Origin of the sequence: Bacillus sp. UNC322MFChir4.1 (genome assembly GCF_000746135.1) — a bacterium.
GTDB lineage: Bacteria > Bacillota > Bacilli > Bacillales > Bacillaceae_G > Bacillus_A.
Genome location: NZ_JQKQ01000071.1, coordinates 1 through 1,120, shown reverse-complemented (window position 1 = coordinate 1,120; position 1,120 = coordinate 1). Strand labels below are relative to the sequence as shown.

General features: G+C 35.5%; 1 protein-coding gene. It reads left to right on the top strand.

Translation table 11 applies throughout. The features are described from left to right. Positions 1-1,120, top strand: a 1,120-nt coding sequence (locus tag BR72_RS17230; RefSeq protein ID WP_035434885.1) for a virulence-associated E family protein, incomplete at both ends; no start/stop codon positions are given.

Below are 1,120 nucleotides of genomic sequence, written 5' to 3'. Positions count from 1 at the left end.
GAAAGATGATTTAGAATACAGTGAAAAAGGTTTTATCAAAAGAACCTCAAAAAACATTGAATTGATTTTAGATAATGTTTTGGGTGATTCCCTTGCATGGGATGAATTTTCCTCACAAGTGACCTTACAAGGGGATTTACCGTGGAGGAAATTAGACCCTGATAATACAGAATGGAAATCACATGATTGGAATCAATTAGAACACTGGTTAGGGGTTGAATGGGAAATTTACGGCAAAGCAAAGATTGAAAATGCTTTTGTCCATATAACCCAAAAAAGAAGTTTTCACCAAATCAAATCATTCATTGAATCGGTTCAATGGGATGGGGAAATCAGAGTACCGACTTTGTTTATTGATTATCTAGGTGCTGAAGATTCAGAGTACACAAGGGAAATCACAAAAAGATGGTTAACAGGTGCTGTTAAAAGAATCTATTCCCCAGGCTGTCAATTTGAAATAATGCCTATCCTTGTGGGTGCAAAGGGAATCGGTAAAAGTGTTATTGGTTATAAGCTGGCAAATGAAAAATGGTTTACTGATTCATTAATTAATTTAGACCCTAAAATTTCAGGCGAAATCCTTGCAGATAATTGGATATGTGAATTTCCTGAAATGAAAGCATTCAAAAATAAGTCTGATGAAGAAATCAAAATGTTTATTTCAAGTAAAAATGATAAATACCGTGGTGCTTATGAAAGAGGAAATGCAACAGACCACAAAAGACATTCTGTTTTTTATGGTACAAGCAATAGAGCTGAAATTTTAACAGATGAAACAGGGGAAAGAAGAAGATTCCCTATCAAATGTAATGGGAACGGCAATTTAGACCCTTTCAAGGATTTAACACCTGAAACGATTTCACAAGTATGGGCTGAAACAAAATATTATTATGATATGGGTTATCTCACATGGATTGATAAGGATTTACAACAGGTATTCGAGCAAGATATTTTCCGTGATTTCCAAGATATTGACCCTTTACAGGATGAAGTACAAGAATATGCAGAAGCTGTCCTAACAGCCGAAAACAGGGTGCATTTATGTGAACGTGAGATATGGGATAAGGTTGTCACCAATGACCTGAAAAACAAGCCCACAAAACGTGATTCAGACCGAATC